12 protein-coding genes and 2 tRNA genes are annotated in these 14,512 nt (G+C 70.9%); 4 read left to right on the forward strand and 10 right to left on the reverse strand.

Going from position 1 to position 14,512, the window contains the following annotated elements; translation table 11 throughout:
* Together ACIGZJ_RS34850 and ACIGZJ_RS34855 are read right to left on the reverse strand one after the other, a co-directional pair.
* Positions 1–641, reverse strand: a 641-nt coding sequence (locus ACIGZJ_RS34850) for a hypothetical protein (RefSeq protein ID WP_396461048.1), incomplete at its 3' end; no start/stop codon positions are given.
* 273 nt (positions 642–914) lie between these two features.
* Positions 915–3,554, reverse strand: coding sequence for a valine--tRNA ligase (locus ACIGZJ_RS34855; RefSeq protein WP_396461049.1), 2,640 nt, complete (start codon positions 3,552–3,554; stop codon positions 915–917).
* Positions 3,555–3,744: 190 nt separating this feature from the next.
* Between ACIGZJ_RS34855 and ACIGZJ_RS34860 the strand changes: the two genes are divergently transcribed.
* Both ACIGZJ_RS34860 and ACIGZJ_RS34865 read left to right on the forward strand, forming a co-directional pair.
* Positions 3,745–4,629, forward strand: coding sequence for a hypothetical protein (locus ACIGZJ_RS34860; protein WP_392926960.1), 885 nt, complete (start codon positions 3,745–3,747; stop codon positions 4,627–4,629).
* An 84-nt stretch (positions 4,630–4,713) separates the two neighbouring features.
* Positions 4,714–5,526, forward strand: coding sequence for a hypothetical protein (locus tag ACIGZJ_RS34865; protein WP_396461050.1), 813 nt, complete (start codon positions 4,714–4,716; stop codon positions 5,524–5,526).
* 105 nt (positions 5,527–5,631) lie between these two features.
* Here the strand turns inward: ACIGZJ_RS34865 and clpX are convergent, their stop codons facing one another.
* The 6 genes from clpX to ACIGZJ_RS34895 all read right to left on the reverse strand — a co-directional run bounded on the left by clpX (position 5,632) and on the right by ACIGZJ_RS34895 (position 12,092).
* Complete coding sequence (gene clpX, locus ACIGZJ_RS34870) at positions 5,632–6,921, reverse strand: ATP-dependent Clp protease ATP-binding subunit ClpX (protein WP_063347569.1); 1,290 nt, start codon at positions 6,919–6,921, stop codon at positions 5,632–5,634.
* Between the two features lie 252 nt (positions 6,922–7,173).
* Positions 7,174–7,836 (reverse strand): ATP-dependent Clp protease proteolytic subunit, encoded by a 663-nt coding sequence (locus tag ACIGZJ_RS34875; protein WP_396461051.1) that lies wholly within the window; start codon positions 7,834–7,836, stop codon positions 7,174–7,176.
* Positions 7,837–7,893: 57 nt separating this feature from the next.
* The gene (locus ACIGZJ_RS34880; protein ID WP_329931219.1) at positions 7,894–8,508 is read right to left on the reverse strand and encodes an ATP-dependent Clp protease proteolytic subunit; all 615 of its coding nucleotides are present in this window, start codon (positions 8,506–8,508) and stop codon (positions 7,894–7,896) included.
* 268 nt (positions 8,509–8,776) lie between these two features.
* The gene (gene tig / locus ACIGZJ_RS34885; RefSeq protein WP_392926958.1) at positions 8,777–10,177 is read right to left on the reverse strand and encodes a trigger factor; all 1,401 of its coding nucleotides are present in this window, start codon (positions 10,175–10,177) and stop codon (positions 8,777–8,779) included.
* 251 nt (positions 10,178–10,428) lie between these two features.
* Positions 10,429–11,898 (reverse strand): MDR family MFS transporter, encoded by a 1,470-nt coding sequence (locus tag ACIGZJ_RS34890; protein WP_396461052.1) that lies wholly within the window; start codon positions 11,896–11,898, stop codon positions 10,429–10,431.
* A gap of 120 nt (positions 11,899–12,018) precedes the next feature.
* Positions 12,019–12,092, reverse strand: a tRNA-Pro gene (locus ACIGZJ_RS34895).
* 146 nt (positions 12,093–12,238) lie between these two features.
* Between ACIGZJ_RS34895 and ACIGZJ_RS34900 the strand changes: the two genes are divergently transcribed.
* Positions 12,239–12,309 (forward strand) — tRNA-Gly (locus tag ACIGZJ_RS34900).
* A gap of 97 nt (positions 12,310–12,406) precedes the next feature.
* Here ACIGZJ_RS34900 and ACIGZJ_RS34905 read toward each other — a convergent pair.
* On the reverse strand, positions 12,407–12,961 hold the full coding sequence (locus ACIGZJ_RS34905; protein ID WP_396461053.1) for a hypothetical protein: 555 nt from the start codon (positions 12,959–12,961) through the stop codon (positions 12,407–12,409).
* Between the two features lie 199 nt (positions 12,962–13,160).
* On the opposite strand from ACIGZJ_RS34905, the gene ACIGZJ_RS34910 reads away from it, so the two are divergent.
* Positions 13,161–13,946: a DUF6348 family protein gene (locus ACIGZJ_RS34910; RefSeq protein WP_396461054.1), complete on the forward strand. Its 786-nt coding sequence runs from the start codon at positions 13,161–13,163 to the stop codon at positions 13,944–13,946.
* 60 nt (positions 13,947–14,006) lie between these two features.
* On the opposite strand, the gene ACIGZJ_RS34915 is transcribed toward ACIGZJ_RS34910, so the two are convergent.
* Entirely contained in the window at positions 14,007–14,201 is a 195-nt protein-coding gene (locus ACIGZJ_RS34915; RefSeq protein ID WP_329487645.1) for a hypothetical protein, read from the reverse strand.
* Positions 14,202–14,512: the final 311 nt, after the last annotated feature.

A 14,512-nucleotide genomic window follows, 5' to 3' on the forward strand; every position in this document is an offset into this window, starting at 1 on the left:
GGGGAGGCCGGGGCGCCCACCCCTCGCGCCCCCGGCGCGGGCCGGGCCCGCGCGCCCGGGCGGCCCGCCCCGGCCCGCCCGGCGGGGGGGGCCGGGGGGCCCCGGGCGGGGGCCCCCCCCCCGCCCCGGGCCTCCGGGATCTCCGGGCACGGGCCGCAGTGCCGGCGGCGCAGCTCGGCGACGATCTCGGCCACCTCGCCCTCCGGCAGCAGCGGCAGCATCATGGCGACGCCCTGCAGCAGGCCGCCGAGCAGGAAGGTGGTGTCGGCGGTGGCCGCGACCAGGCCGCGCACCTCGCCGACCCGGCCGGCCGCGACGGCCTCGATCAGCCGGGCCGCGTCCGCGGTCTCCTCGTCCACGTCGACCGCGCCGGTGTCGGCCGGCGCGCGCCGGGCCATCGACCGCAGCACCCGGTCGCCGACCTCGGGCGCGTACGCCTTGCGCACCGCCTCGGCCGCGATCCAGGTGAGCAGGGTGGCCACCTCGCGTTCCGCCTGCTCCTCGAAAAGGCGGTCCAGCGTGTCGTCGAACGCCAGCTGGTTTCCGTGCCGGAACGCGAGCAGCAGGGTCGCCGCCCTGGCTTTGGCCTCCTCGACCGCCTCAGCAGGCAGTTCGTCGGCCAACTCCTTGGTCACCACCACGCCATGCCCTCCCGTCGGTCGCCGGCTCAGCGAAACTCCTGCACACCGTACACATCCGACCTGCGAACGTACGCGAACCCGCGCGGGCAAGACCGGAATGAATTCGGGCGGAATAGGACCTCACCCGGTCCAGGATGAATATTCGCCGGAACAGAGCAATGCCTCTGCGCTATTCGGGGGTGGAAAACCTCCGAGGTGGAACGCCGTCGGAAAATGCGGCGGGGCCGCACCCCGCGCGTGCGGGATGCGGCCCCTGGGGAGCCACAGGCTTCGTCAGGCCTGCGGCAGCGACGCCAGCTGGGCGGTGATCCGGGCGATGTCGGCCTCCGCGGCCTCCTGGCGGGCGCGGATCTTGGCGACCACGTCGTCCGGCGCCTTGGCGAGGAACGCCTCGTTGCCGAGCTTCCCGGTGGTCTGGGCCTTCTCCTTCTCGGCGGCCGCGAGGTCCTTGGCGAGGCGCTTGCGCTCCGCCGCGACGTCGATGGTGCCGGAGAGGTCCAGTGCCACGGTGGCACCGGCGACCGGGAGCGAGGCGGTGGCGGCGAAGCCGTCGTCGGGCCGGGTCAGGCGCAGCAGCGCGCGGATCGCGTCCTCGTGGTCGGCCAGCACGGTACCGGCCAGGTCCAGTCGGGCCGGGACGCGCTGACCCGGCTTCAGGCCCTGGTCCGAGCGGAAGCGCCGGACCTCGGTGACGACCTGCTGCAGCGTGGCGATCTCGGCCTCGGCCTCGGCGTCGCGGTAGCCGCTGTCCGTCGGCCAGTCGGCGATGACCACCGACTCGGCGCCGGTGAGCGTCGTCCACAGGGTCTCGGTGACGAACGGGACGGCCGGGTGGAGCAGCCGCAGGGTGACGTCCAGGACCTCGCCGAGCACCCGGCGGACGGCGTCGGCCTGCGGGCCGCCCGCGGCCAGGGTGGTCTTGGAGAGCTCGACGTACCAGTCGAAGACCTCGTCCCAGGCGAAGTGGTAGAGGGCCTCGGACAGCTTCGAGAACTGGTAATCCTCGTAGAAGGCGTCCACCTCGGCGACCGTGGAGTTGAGCCGCGAGAGGATCCAGCGGTCGGTCGCGGTCAGCTCCTGCGGCGCGGGCAGCGGGCCCTCGACGGTGGCGCCGTTCATCAGCGCGAAGCGGGTGGCGTTCCAGATCTTGTTGGCGAAGTTGCGGGCCGCCTGGACCCAGTCCTCGCCGATCGGGACGTCGACGCCCGGGTTGGCACCGCGCGCCAGCGTGAACCGGAGCGCGTCGGAGCCGTACTTGTCCATCCAGTCCAGCGGGTTGACGACGTTGCCGAAGGACTTCGACATCTTCTTGCCGTTCTGGTCACGGACCATGCCGTGCAGGGCGATGGTGTGGAACGGCGGGGTGCCGTCCATCGCGTACAGGCCGAACATCATCATCCGGGCGACCCAGAAGAAGAGGATGTCGTAGCCGGTCACCAGGACGGAGTTCGGGTAGAACTTCGCCAGGCTGTCGGTCTGCTCGGGCCAGCCCAGCGTGGAGAACGGCCACAGGCCGGAGGAGAACCAGGTGTCCAGGACGTCGGTGTCCTGGGTCCAGCCCTCGCCGGTGGGCGGCTGCTCGTCCGGTCCGACGCAGACGACCTCGCCGTTCGGGCCGTACCAGACCGGGATCCGGTGGCCCCACCAGAGCTGGCGGGAGATGCACCAGTCGTGCAGGTTGTCGACCCAGTCGAAGTAGCGCTTCTCCATCTCCTGCGGGTGGATCTTGACCCGGCCGTCGCGGACCGCGTCGCCGGCGGCCTGCGCGAGCGGGCCGACCTTGACCCACCACTGCATGGACAGCCGCGGCTCGATCGTGGTCTTGCAGCGCGAGCAGTGGCCGACCGAGTGGACGTAGGGCCGCTTCTCCGCGACGATCCGGCCCTCGGCGCGCAGCGCGCCGACGATCGCCGAACGGGCCTCCAGCCGGTCCAGGCCCTGGAAGGGGCCGTGCACGGTGATGACCGCGTGCTCGTCCATGACCGCGATGGAGGGCAGGCCGTGGCGCTGGCCGATCTCGAAGTCGTTCGGGTCGTGGGCCGGCGTCACCTTGACGGCGCCGGTGCCGAACTCGGGGTCGACGTGCTCGTCGGCGACGACCGGGATCCGACGGCCGGTCAGCGGCAGCTCGATCTCGGTGCCGACGAGGTGGCGGTAGCGCTCGTCCTCCGGGTGGACGGCGACGGCGGTGTCACCGAGCATCGTCTCGGCCCGGGTGGTGGCGACGACGATCGAGGCGTCGCCCTCGCCGTAGCGGATGGAGACCAGCTCGCCGTCGTCGTCCTGGTACTCGACCTCGATGTCCGAGATCGCGGTGAGGCAGCGCGGGCACCAGTTGATGATGCGCTCGGCGCGGTAGATCAGCTCGTCGTCGAAGAGCTTCTTGAAGATGGTCTGGACGGCCTGGGAGAGGCCCTCGTCCATGGTGAAGCGCTCGCGCGACCAGTCCACGCCGTCGCCGAGGCGGCGCATCTGGCCGGAGATCTGGCCGCCGGACTCGGCCTTCCACTGCCAGACCCGGTCGACGAACGCCTCGCGGCCCAGGTCGTGGCGGGACTTGCCCTCCTTGGCGAGCTCGCGCTCGACGACGTTCTGGGTGGCGATGCCGGCGTGGTCCATACCGGGCTGCCAGAGCGCCTCGTAGCCCTGCATCCGCTTGCGGCGCACGAGGGCGTCGATCAGCGTGTGCTCGAAGGCGTGGCCCAGGTGGAGGCTGCCCGTGACGTTCGGCGGCGGGATGACGATGGTGTACGGGGGCTTGTCGCTCTTGGCGTCGGCGGTGAAGTAACCGCGCTCCACCCAGCGCTCGTACAGCTCGCCCTCTACGTCCGCCGGAGCGTAGGTCGTCGGGAGGGTGGCTGCGTCGTCCCCGGCAGGCGTGCTCGCGGGGCGCTGGTTCGTGGTGTCGGTCACGACGCACAGTTTACGTAACCGGGGGGGCTGGTTACGAACCGCTTTCGGTCCGGGGGCTCCCTGCGCCCGCCCGGGTCGGCCGTCGGCCCCGTGCGGTACCGTGCCCGGACACTCGTCCGGTTTCCGGTTCGGGCACGGACAACTCCACACGACGACAGGCCGCGGGTGCGGCGGGGGAGCACAGAGGCAGATGTACGGCCAGGGTCAGCAGTATCCGCAGGGTCAGCCGCAGCCATACGGGGGACAGCCGCAGCCGCAACCGCCGTACGGCGCCCCGCAGCCGCAGCCGCCGTACGGGGGCCAGCCTCCGCAGTACGGTGCGCCGCAGCCCCAGTACGGCTACCCGCAGCAGGGTGCGCCGGCCCCGCAGTACGGCGCCCCCCAACCGCAGTACGGCGCCCCGCAGCAGCCGTACGGCGTGCCCCCGCAGGCCCCCTACGGCGCCCCCGGCTACCCGATGGCGCCGCCGCCGAAGAAGGGCAAGGCCGGGCTGGTGATCGGCCTGGTGATCGGCGCCCTGGTGCTGGGCGGCGGCGGGTTCGGCCTGTACAAGCTGCTCGGCGGCGACCAGGGCGGGACGTACAAGGTCACCGCCCCGCAGTCGCTGCCGGACGGCTACACGCAGAAGTCGGCCAAGGAGCAGGCGGCCGACCCCTCCAAGAGCGAGACGTCCAAGCTCGGCAAGGACCTGCACGTGCTGGTCGCCAGCTACGCCAAGGGCGCGGACGTGCTGGACAGCATCAGCGTGATCGCCGTCTACGGCACGCTCAACGACCCGGACAAGATCATCGAGGACTCCAAGAAGTCCGACGGCGCCGCCACCTGGACCACCCCGATGACCGACTTCCCCGCCCAGGACAGCCGCAACTCCTCGGGAAAGCTCTCCTGCGGTGTGTTCAGCGTCGTCGCTGGGAAGAGTCAGTCCGCCGTCTGTGTCTGGGCGGACAAGTCGACCACCGCCCGGGTCTCGTTCCAGAAGTCCAGCCTCACCGGCGCATCCCCGGCGCCGCTCACGCCGAGCGAGGCCGCCGCGAAGACCCGGGCGATCCGCGACGCGATGGTCTCCGCCAAGTAGCCGTTCCCACCGTGGTGGCAGCGCGTCACACCGGCCTCCCGGGCCGGGCGTCAGCGTGCCCCGTCCGTCCAAGAAAGGGCCACCGTGACCGACCAGAACCCCTACGGCACTCCGCAGCCGCCGGCCGGCCAGCCGTACGGCGCACCGCCGCCCCCGCAGCCGGGCTACGGCGCGGTGCCCCCGCAGCCGGGCGGCCCGGCCTACGGCGCCGTCCCGCCGCAGGCCCCGCCGCCCGGGTACCCCGCGCCGGGCGGGGGCCAGCCCGGCTACCCGGGGTACGGCGCGTACGCCCCGGCGCCGCCGCCGCGCAAGTCCCGCAAGACGCTCTGGATCCTGATCGGCGTCCTGGTCGGCGTGCTGGCCCTGATCGGCGGCCTGCTGGCGTACTTCGTCTTCGACGTGACCTCCAACGCCGGCACCCAGAAGATCGTGCTCCCGGCCCAGTTCAAGGACCTCAGCAGGGACGAGAACAGCGAGATCGCCAAGAAGCTGGAAGAGGACATCACCAGCGAGTTCGGCAAGGGCGACGGCGCCTGGAACCCGACCGGGGTCAGCGCGGTCTACCAGGACCGCGACAGCGAGCCGCAGTTGATCGTGGTCGGCGGCTACGGCAAGGTGCTGCTCCCCAAGCAGGAGATGGACGCCATGTTCAAGGGCGTCTCCAGCAGCGGGCCGAGCATCACCGACCGGCACTCGGTCGACGCCGGTTCCAAGGGCGGCACGATGGAGTGCGCCAAGGCCACCGAGGACGGCTCCGAGATCGGCCTGTGCGCCTGGGCGGACAACAGCAGCCTGGTCATGCTGATGCGGGCGCCCCAGGAGGGCAAGTCCCCCGACCTCGCCGCGCTCGCCGCCGAGGCGCGCGACCTGCGGGCGGTCTCCGAGGTCCCCAAGTAACCACCCGCACAACCCGTCCGCACCCCCTCCGGCCCCGGCCGGAACACGAAAGCGGCCCCGCACCGGAGAGGATCCGGTGCGGGGCCGCCGCCGTAGGGCTGCGGGTCAGGCGCTCTTCTCGCGCCGCTCGCGCTTGATCATGTCGCGCGGGACCAGGGTCGGGATGGCGTGCTTGGAGACGACGTCCCCGGTGACCACCACGCGGGCGACGTCCTGGCGCGAGGGCACCTCGTACATCACGGACATCAGCACCTCCTCCATGATGGCCCGCAGGCCGCGCGCCCCGGTGCCGCGCAGGATCGCCTGGTCGGCGATGGCCTCCAGCGCGTCACGGGAGAACTCAAGCTCCACGCCGTCCAGTTCGAAGAGCTTGCGGTACTGCTTGACCAGCGCGTTCTTCGGCTCGGTGAGGATCTGCAGCAGCGCCTCGCGGTCCAGGTTGTGCACGCTGGTGATCACCGGCAGGCGGCCGATGAACTCCGGGATCATGCCGAACTTGACCAGGTCCTCCGGCATCACCTGACGGAAGTGGTCGCTGGCGTCCGACTCCCGCTTGGAGCGGATGTTGGCGCCGAAGCCGATGCCCTTGGCACCCGCGCGGCCCTCGATGATCCGCTCCAGGCCGGCGAACGCGCCACCCACGATGAACAGCACGTTGGTGGTGTCGATCTGGATGAACTCCTGGTGCGGGTGCTTGCGCCCGCCCTGCGGCGGCACCGAGGCGGTGGTGCCCTCCAGGATCTTCAGCAGCGCCTGCTGGACGCCCTCACCGGAGACATCGCGGGTGATCGACGGGTTCTCGCTCTTGCGGGCGACCTTGTCGATCTCGTCGATGTAGATGATCCCGGTCTCGGCCTTCTTGACGTCGTAGTCGGCCGCCTGGATCAGCTTGAGCAGGATGTTCTCGACGTCCTCGCCGACGTACCCGGCCTCGGTCAGCGCGGTGGCGTCGGCGATCGCGAACGGCACGTTCAGCATCCGGGCCAGGGTCTGCGCCAGCAGCGTCTTGCCGGAGCCGGTCGGCCCGAGCAGCAGGATGTTGGACTTCGCCAGCTCGATGGCGTCCTCACGGCCGTTGCCACCGCTACGTCCGGCCTCGCCCGCCTGCACGCGCTTGTAGTGGTTGTAGACGGCCACCGACAGCGCCTTCTTGGCGAGGTCCTGGCCGACCACGTACTGGTCCAGGAACTCGTAGATCTCGCGGGGCTTCGGGAGCTCCTCGAAGCGCACCTCGGAGGTCTCGGCGAGCTCCTCCTCGATGATCTCGTTGCACAGGTCGATGCACTCGTCGCAGATGTACACGCCTGGGCCGGCGATCAGCTTCTTCACCTGCTTCTGCGACTTGCCGCAGAACGAGCACTTGAGCAGGTCGCCACCGTCTCCGATGCGTGCCACGAGGTGCTTCCCCTTCGCCAGGGGCCCCGCGGGGGTTCCGGGGCCTGGTGCTGTGGACCGTCCGCGCCGTCGGCGCTCGGTCTCGCTATCCGACGGTACTCTGCCGGGCCCGGGATTCCGTCCTCTTCGCCAGGTCTGCCCTACGCCCTGGGCGAATTGATACCGAACAGATGCCGGAGCCGCCGCCGTCGGCGGGCCGGGGGCCGCGCGCGCACAACCGCTGCGCGCGCCGGCCCCCGGCGGGTGCCGGCCTCAGGAGGTCAGCGAGGACTTGCGGGTGGAGATGATCTGGTCGATCAGGCCGTACTCCAGGGCCTCCTCGGCGGTGAGGATCTTGTCGCGCTCGATGTCGTCGCGCACCTGCTCCACCGGCTTGTTGGAGTGCTTGGAGAGCATCTCCTCCAGCTGCTCGCGCATCCGGAAGATCTCCTTGGCCTGGATCTCCAGGTCCGAGACCTGGCCGCGACCGGTCTCGGTGTACGGCTGGTGGATCAGGATACGGGCGTTCGGCAGCGCCATCCGCTTGCCGGGGGTGCCCGCCGCGAGCAGCACGGCCGCCGCCGAGGCCGCCTGGCCCATGCAGACGGTGGTGATGTCCGGCTTCACGTACTGCATGGTGTCGTAGATGGCCGTCAGGGCCGTGAACGAGCCGCCGGGCGAGTTGATGTACATCTGGATCTCGCGGTCCGGGTCCATCGACTCCAGGCACAGCAGCTGCGCCATGATGTCGTTCGCCGAGACGTCGTCGACCTGCGAGCCGAGGAAGATGATGCGCTCCTCGAACAGCTTGGCGTACGGGTCGTACTCGCGGACGCCCTGCGAGGTGCGCTCGACGAAGCGCGGGACGATGTAGCGGCCCTCGGCGCGCATGTCCTCGACGCGTGCCTTGGCGCTGGACAGGCTGGGGATGTTCATGGGGTTCTTGTCCTCCGGAGCGTTGTGGCTGTGGTCTCGTGGGAGCCGGGCCGAGGCTCAGGCGCCCGTGCCGCCGCCGCCCGGAACGTCCGCGGCGCTGTGCATGATCGCGTCGATCAGGCCGTACTCCAGGGCCTCCTCGGGCGTGAACCAGCGGTCGCGGTCGGAGTCCCGGGTGATCTGCTCGAAGGACTGGCCACTGTGGAAGGCGATCAGCTCGGACATCCGCTTCTTGGTGCGGAGCAGCTGCTCCGCCTGGATGCGGATGTCGGTGGCCGAACCGCCCAGACCGGCGGAGGGCTGGTGCATCAGGATGTTGGCGTTCGGCAGCGAGAAGCGCTTGCCCTTGGCGCCGGCGGTCAGCAGGAACTGACCCATCGAGGCGGCCATGCCCATCGCGATGGTGACGACGTCGTTCTTGATGTACTGCATGGTGTCGTAGATCGCCATGCCAGCCGAGATCGAGCCGCCCGGGGAGTTGATGTAAAGGAAGATGTCCTTTTCCGGGTCCGCGGCCAGCAGCAGCAGCTGGGCGGTGATCTTGTTGGCGATGTCGTCGTCGACCTGCTGGCCGAGGAAGATGATCCGCTCGTTCAGGAGCCGGTTGTAGACCTGGTCGCCCAGGCCGCCGAGCACGTCACCAGAGGCGGCGTGCGGCGCCATCGGGCCCATCTGCATCTGCGGGAACGTCACTTAGCCACCTGCTCAGTCGATTTGGACGGTCGCTCCACGGCCGTCACGTGTCGCACAGCTTCCGGGTATCACGGTGTGATTGTTGCTGTCCAAGGACCCTAACGCGCAGGCCGGGCCGCAGAATCCCCCACGCAGAACTGTTCGCTGTGAGCGCAGGGTGGACAGGGGGCGGAAGACGGAACAACAGCGGGCCCGGACACCGCGTACGGCGTCCGGGCCCGCTGCTCTGTCAGCGCGACCGGGGCGATCAGGCCTCGGTCTTCTCCTCGGCCTCGGCCTCGACGGCGGCCGGGGCGTCGACGGTCTCGCCCGACTCGTCGGTCTCGTCGTCGTCGAAGTTGATCTCGTTGCCCTCGGTGTCGACGACCTTGGCGGCCTCGACCACGGTGGCCAGCGCCTTGCCGCGGGCGACCTCGCCGACCAGCAGCGGCACCTGGCCACCCTGGACGACCTGCTGCGCGAACTGGTCCGGGGTCAGGCCCGAGCCGGCGGCGCGGCGGATGAGGTGCTCGGTGAGCTCCTCCTGGTTAACACCCAGCTCCTCGTCGGCGACGATCTGGTCCAGGACGAACTGGGTCTTGATGCCCTTCTTCGCCTGCTCCTCGGTCTCCGCCAGGAACTCCTCCTCGGTCTTGCCCTGGGTCTCCAGGTACGCGGCGAGGTTGAGGCCCATGGGCTCCAGCTGGTGGTGCTCCAGGTTGTGCTTGCGGGTCTCGATCTCGTCCTTGAGGAGCTTCTCCGGGAACTCGATCTCGACCAGCGCCAGCAGCGCGTCGAGCACCTTCTCCTGGGCCTGGGTGGCCTGGTCGTACTCCTTCATGCGCTCGAGGCGCTTGCGGGAGTCGGCGCGCAGGTCCTCCAGGGTGTCGAACTCGCTGGCCAGCTGGGCGAACTCGTCGTCCAGCTCGGGCAGCTCCTTCTCCTGGACGGCGGTGACGGTGACGGTGACCTCGGAGGTCTTGCCCGCCTGGGTGCCGCCCTTGAGCTCGGTGTCGAAGGTGGCGGTGCCACCGGCCTCCAGGCCGATGACGGCGTCGTCGATGCCGTCGATCAGGCGGCCGGAGCCGATCTCGTAGCTGACGCCGGCGGCGGTGCCGTCCTCCGGCACCTCGCCGTCGACCTTGGCCTCGAGGTCCACGACCACGATGTCGCCGGCGGCCGCGGCGCGCTCGACGTCCTTGACCGAGGAGAAGCGCTCGCGCAGCTGCTCCAGCGACTTGTCGATGTCCTCGTCGGCGACCACGATCGGGTCGACGACGACCTCGATGGTCGAGAAGTCCGGGAGGGTGATCTCCGGGCGGATGTCCACCTCGGCGGTGAACTTCAGGTCGCCACCATCGGCGATCTTCTCGACACCCTCGATGTTGGTGATGTCGGGCTGTCCGAGAACCTCGATCTTGCCCTCGTCGACTGCCTGCGTGTAGAAGCGCGGGAGGGCGTCGTTGACGGCCTCCTCCAGCACGGCGCCACGACCGAAACGCTGGTCGATGACACGGTTCGGGATCTTGCCCTTGCGGAAGCCCGGGACCGAGACCTGCTGGTTGATCTTCTTGTACGCCGCGTCGAGGCTGGGCTTGAGCTCCTCGAAGGGCACCTCGACGGTGAGTCGAACCCGGGTCGGGTTCAGAGTCTCGACGGCGCTCTTCACGGTTTGGTCTCCTATGGGCTTGCGGTCAGGTTGCCTGCACCCTCCCTGCCGCCGGCCGGGGCCGTACGGGCGGGTCGGGCGAGACGGGCGATGGGCGGTTGGAGCTGCATCTCCCGTGGGGGGTGGACGGTGAGCGTGACTCCTCGCCCTCGTGCGGTTGACCTGGGTGGACGCCACAGGGACTACCGCCAGCGCCCCATCCTACCGGTACCACGAAAGGCGGACGCCAGGACGCTGCCGTCCAGGGCCGGTCAGGCCTTGCCCACGGGCTCCGGGGCGGCCTCCGCGGCCGGGCCGCCGGTACCCCCCGCCGGTACCGGGCGCATGGTCGCGGCGGCGTCCGAATCCCGTACCAGCACAGCGATCCCGGCCGCCACGAGGGCCAGCGCGGAGGCCGTCAGGAAGGCCGCGCGGTAGGCGGCGAGGTTCGCCACGGGCGTACCCGAAGCGTCCGCGGTGAAGGCGCCGACGGCGGTCAGAACCGTGCCGAGCACCGCGACGCCGAGCGCGGAGCCGAGCTGGCGCTGCGCGTTGTAGAGCGTGGAGGCGGCGCCGGTCGAGGCCGCGGAGACGGTGGCGAAGGCGGCCGTCTGGGAGGGCATGAAGACGTGCGACATCGCGTAGCCGGTGACGAACATCAGGGCCCGCACCGCCCAGAGGTTGCTCTCCGGGCCGATCGTGGCCATCAGGGCGAGGCAGCAGGACACCACGGTGGCGCCCGCGACCAGGATCCGGCGAGGACCGATCCGCGGGTAGAGCCGGGCCGCCACCTGGGAGGCGAGCATCACGCCGAGCGCCTCGGGGAAGACCATCAGGCCGCTGTGCAGGGCGTCCATGCCGAGCCCGTCCTGCATCAGCAGCGGGAAGAGGTAGAGCATCCCGAGGAAGGCCGCGCCGGAGAACAGCGAGAGCAGGTTGGTGGTGCGGAAGATGCGGTCCCGGAAGAGCCGCAGGTCGAGCATCGGCTCGGGGCGGCGCAGCTCGACCGGCACCAGCACGACCAGCGCGAGCACGCCGACGAGCGCCGCGGCGACGATCCGCGCGCTCCCCCAGCCCTGGGACGCGCCCTCGGAGAGCGCGTACATCGCCGCGCCGAAGCCGACGGCGGAGAGCAGGAAGCCGGCCGTGTCGAAGCGCCCGGCCCGCTCGGCCCGGTAGTCGGGGAGGAAGAGCAGGGCGAAGACCAGGGCCGCGATGCCGACCGGCACGTTGACGATGAAGACCCAGTGCCAGGACCAGCCGTCCACCAGCCAGCCGCCGAGCACCGGGCCGGCGGCGGGCGCCACGGCGGTGGGCAGCATCAGGATGCGGGTGGCCCGCATCCGCTCCTCCTGCGGGTAGGCCCGGAAGAGCATGGTCATCCCGACCGGGGTGAGCAGGCCGCCGGCCGCCCCCTGGAAGATCCGGTAGAGGGTGAGCCGGGTCATCGAGTCGGCCGCGCCGCAGAGCAGCGAGGCGACGGTGAACAGGGTCAGCGAGACGAGGAAGACCCGGCGGGTGCCGTAGCGGTCCCCCAGCCAGCCGGAGAGCGGGACGAACACGGCCAGGCTCACCAGGTAGCCGACGTTGATCACGCCGACGCCGGCCGGATCCGTGTCGAACTGCCGACCGATCGCGGGCAGGGCGACGTTGACGATCGTGGTGTCCATGATCGTCATGAACAGCGAGGCGACGAAGACGACTCCGACCGCGATCTTGGGGTTCATCCTCATCGGGCTCATCCGGGGCTCCAGCACATGGGTGAAAAATCAACCACCCACCATGCCCGAACCGGCCCGAAAACGACAACAACACCGAAAACGCCAACAGGGCCCCGCCGACGACGAGACCCTGCCGCACTGTCGGGGTGACCGGATTCGAACCGACGGCCTTCCGCTCCCAAAGCGGACGCGCTACCAAACTGCGCCACACCCCGTGGTGCCGAGAGGAAGCGTACACGCCGGGCCCTCCCGGTTCCCCGACATATCCGGGGCCCTCGGAGCGAATCCGGTGTGCACGAGGCCGACCGGACCAGGTACGCTGTTCCCCGACCTTCCGTCCGGCGACGGCCGGAGGATCAGTGCGGGTGTAGCTCAATGGTAGAGCCCTAGTCTTCCAAACTAGTCACGCGAGTTCGATTCTCGTCACCCGCTCCGAACGTCCGGCCCCGCAGAGACGCCCAGCGCCTCTCCGGGGCCGTTCGCGTTCCCGAGGGTCCGTCAGCAGCCCTCTTCGACTGGAGGCCCGGCCCTAGAGGCCCAGCCGCAGGGCCCGGGCCGCGGCGCGGTCGAGCAGCTGGTGGACGTCGGCCTGGCGGGTCGTCGGGCGGTCGTTGTACTCGTCGGGGGAGGCCGCCGGCCGGCCGGTGGCGTGCAGCACCTCCATCAGCTGCACCCGCGCGGTGCGGACCGTCGCCGGCGTCCCGTAGCCGTGGGCGAGCACGGCGGCCTGGGCCCCGAGCAGGCAGACCCGGCCGGCACCGTCCCACATCGCCCCCTGCACCCAGCCGAAGGCCCCGAGGTAGCGGGAGGCGAGCCGCAGGTGCTCGGCGGCCGTCACCGGCACCGGGCGGGCCGGGCGGCGCAGCGCCCGGTCCAGCAGGGTGGCCCGGGGCGAGGGGTGGCCGGCGTGCCACGGCTGGAGCGCGGAGCCCAGCGGGCAGACGGCCGGCCGGCCGACGTAGGGCGCCGGGGTGCGCGCCGGGGCGGGCAGTGAGGCCAGGTACGCCTCGATCTCGGCGACCAGCCCGGAGCCGTCCGGGGTGAGCAGGGTCGGCGAAGGGGGCGTCAGTTCGGTGCGGGGCATGCGGGTTCTCCAGGCGGGTGCCTACGGTTGCCGCTACCCAAAATGGTACATATGGGGCATTCCCGCGACCGGAGAGCCGCCCGCCCGGCGCCGGGGCCGGGCCGGCGGCGGTTTCCCGGCGGGGCTCCGGGCCGATAGCCTCGGCGGGCGTTCGAGAGCAGTTCGAGAACGTGCCGAGCCCGAGGGTGGAGGAGTTCCCGTGCGTCCCCAGGACCGACTGGACGTCATACAGCGCTGTGTGGTCCGGGAGATGGCGCGACTCGGCCAGGTGTTCGTCATCGACGGCGAGGTGGTCCGCGGTCCGGGCACCACGGCGGTGGCCGTCCGGGAGCACCCCGGTGACGACGGCCATGTCGACCTGGGCTTCGTCCTGCACCTGGGGCGCGCCGACGCGCCGGTGGTCTGGGACTGCACCGCCGGCCTCGGCAAGACCGAGGAGGAGAAGCTCGCCAACGCGGTGCGGATGTGGGCGACCACCACCGCCTCGGCGCTGGTCGAGCTGACGGAGCGGCGCGGCGCGCACGGCGACCACTACGACCACCCCGAACTGCCCGGCTGGCACGCCGTGCAGGGGCCGGCCGCGGTGTTCGGCTTCGGCAACGAGACGCTGGCGGGCTGGCTCGCGGAGCACCGGGTGCTGCCCGCGCTGGCGCCCGCGCTGCTGCCGGAGCTGGCCGGCCGGCCGCTGAACGGGGTGAAGCTGTTCCTGGGCGGCAAGGCGGGGGACGACGTCGCCGAGGTCCGGGTCAACGGCGAGGTCTGCGAGGCCGCCTCGACGGCGCTGCGCGCGCTGGACTGGCCGCGCGGCGAACGGCTCTACTGGGCACGGCTGTTCGTCCTGCTGGCGGCTCCGGACGCGCCGCACCGGCCGGCGGCGCCCGCGGGCGCGCCGGCACCTGCGCCGGCCCGCGCGACCGTCCCGGCGGCGGCCCGCCCCCGGGGTCTGTTCAGCCGCTGGCGGCAGGCCAGACGGGCCGACCGGTAACGCGGGCGGCCGGCCCCTCCCCCGCTCGGCCCCGCGGGGCCCCGCAGAACCCCGTGGGGGTCAGCTGGCGATGTTGGAGATGCTCTTGGCGATCTGGCTCAGGAAATCCTGGATCGGCTTGGCCGCGGTGCTCTGGTTCAGCATGAAGCCGAACAGGGCGGCCAGGATGGCGTGTCCGACCTTCAGCTGCTTGTTGCGGATGAAGATGAAGCAGATGACGCCGAACAGGACCAGCGCGGAGACGGAGAGTGCCACCCGGACTCACTTCCTCGTTTCATAGCGGGGCGCCCTCGACTGGTAGCCCCTGCGAAGCCGGACCCCGGTCTGTCCGACGGTCCCGAGGCGGAATTGCCGATCGTCCGGTACGTCGCACCGGAGAGGAGTTCCGTGCCGCACAGATCCCGTCGTGCCGCACGCGACGCCCCCCATCCCCCGAATCCTGACCAGTCCCGCCCGGACTCAGTGTGGTCGACCGTGCCGATTGCGTAAAGGTCTGACTGTCAGCCGAACGCCGATATCCTGCGATGTGAGACGAGTTTCCGCCGACCGAGACGATAGCGGAGGCG

It is taken from the genome of Kitasatospora sp. NPDC052868, from assembly GCF_044547105.1.
Taxonomy (GTDB): Bacteria; Actinomycetota; Actinomycetes; order Streptomycetales; family Streptomycetaceae; genus Kitasatospora.

Excerpts from the sequence above, each read along its gene's own strand:
- ACIGZJ_RS34860 (WP_392926960.1), top strand. The coding sequence starts at position 3,745 with ATGTACGGCCAGGGTCAGCAGTATCCGCAGGGTCAGCCGCAGCCATAC.
- ACIGZJ_RS34875 (WP_396461051.1), bottom strand. The coding sequence starts at position 7,836 with ATGAACATCCCCAGCCTGTCCAGCGCCAAGGCACGCGTCGAGGACATG.
- ACIGZJ_RS34880 (WP_329931219.1), bottom strand. The coding sequence starts at position 8,508 with ATGGGCCCGATGGCGCCGCACGCCGCCTCTGGTGACGTGCTCGGCGGC.
- ACIGZJ_RS34890 (WP_396461052.1), bottom strand. The coding sequence starts at position 11,898 with ATGAGCCCGATGAGGATGAACCCCAAGATCGCGGTCGGAGTCGTCTTC.
- ACIGZJ_RS34905 (WP_396461053.1), bottom strand. The coding sequence starts at position 12,961 with ATGCCCCGCACCGAACTGACGCCCCCTTCGCCGACCCTGCTCACCCCG.